Below are 1536 nucleotides of genomic sequence, written 5' to 3' on the forward strand. Positions count from 1 at the left end.
TGTACCGACCCCCAAAAGTTAGACCAAAAATCTAACTTTTGGGAGGTCGGTATTTTTATGGCAAAATATGATTTTGAATTTAAGAAAAAGGTAGTCCTAGCATACCTTAAAGGTGAAGGCGGAAGGAACTTTTTGGCAGAAAAGTATGGTATCGCAAGTTCACAGCATATCATCGAATGGGTTAATAATTACAATAAGTTTGGTGATGATGGTCTGAAACGATCTCGAAAAAAAGAAAGTTATTCTTTCGAGAAGAAGCTGAATATTGTAGAGTTATATTTATCAAGTGAAATCTCATATCAAGATTTGGCTATTCAAGAAGGAATTACTAATCCATGTATGATTGCTAGCTGGGTTAATCGCTTTAGAGTAGCCGGCCCTGATGCATTGAGACCGCATAAGAAAGGTCGAAGAAAAACATTGGATAAACCAGAAGAAAAGAATTCTGCTCCATCCATTGAAACTCCTATTGATACAAGTGCAAAACATGTCAAAGAGTTAGAGGATGAATTACTAAAACTCAGAATAGAGAACGCCTTTTTAAAAGAACTGAGGAGACTGCGTTTAGAGGACGAAGCAAAAATGAGAGAACGGCGCGAATCATCAACAGCCTCCGAAGACAATTCAAACTAAAAGACCTTCTCTCATATACTGGTATGCCCAAAGCAACTTTTATGTACTGGCAAAAGAGATTTGACCGGGAAAATCCAGATAAAGCACTAGAAGAAACGATTCTTGCTATACGCGAGAGTAACAAGGACTATGGTTATCGTAGAATGGTAGGCGAATTACATAACCAGGGATGTAAGGTCAACAAAAAGAAGGTCCAGCGAATTATGCAAAAGCTAGGACTCCAGGTTACATCCTTTACTCGCAAGAGCAGAAAATACAGTTCTTATAGAGGAAAAGTCGGAACTGTTGCTCCCAACAGGATTAAGAGAAGGTTTCATACACATATACCGCACCAGAAAATAACCACCGACACAACTGAGCTAAAGTACTATGAAGTAGATGAAAAAGGCCACATGACCATGCACAAACTATATTTAGATCCCTTTATGGATATGTGCAATGGTGAAATACTGAGCTTTGGAATAGATAAACATCCTTCCGCGAGAAATGTAATGGATGCTCTTGAACAGGCAATAGAGCTTACATCAGACTGTCCTTATCGCAGAACATTTCATTCAGATCAGGGATGGGCTTATCAGATGAAGGCTTATTCACAGCGGTTAAAACAAGAACGTATCTTCCAGAGCATGTCTAGAAAAGGTAATTGCCTTGATAATTCAATAATGGAAAACTTCTTCGGACTGCTAAAGCAAGAAATCTATTATGGAGTAGTTTATTATAGTTACGAAGAATTGAAAGCTGAAATAGAGCGATATATAAAGTATTACAACGAACAAAGAATTAAAGAGAAACTAGGATGGATGAGTCCTGTCCAGTATAGACTCAACCTCTTGGCTGCATAAAAACAGCGTAGCAGCCATAAAACTGCTACGCTTAAAAGTCTAACTTTTGGGGGTCACCTCA

General features: G+C 38.3%; 1 protein-coding gene. It reads left to right on the forward strand.

What is annotated here, in order from left to right:
- The first annotated feature begins 57 nt into the window (after positions 1 to 57).
- A protein-coding gene (locus G589_RS21755; RefSeq protein ID WP_242826479.1) for an IS3 family transposase occupies positions 58 to 1475 on the forward strand; the annotation gives its coding sequence in 2 pieces (ribosomal slippage) (positions 58 to 541 and positions 541 to 1475; 1419 coding nt in all).
- Positions 1476 to 1536: the final 61 nt, after the last annotated feature.

This window comes from Butyrivibrio sp. VCB2001 (assembly GCF_000423965.1).
Classification (GTDB): Bacteria; Bacillota; Clostridia; order Lachnospirales; family Lachnospiraceae; genus Butyrivibrio.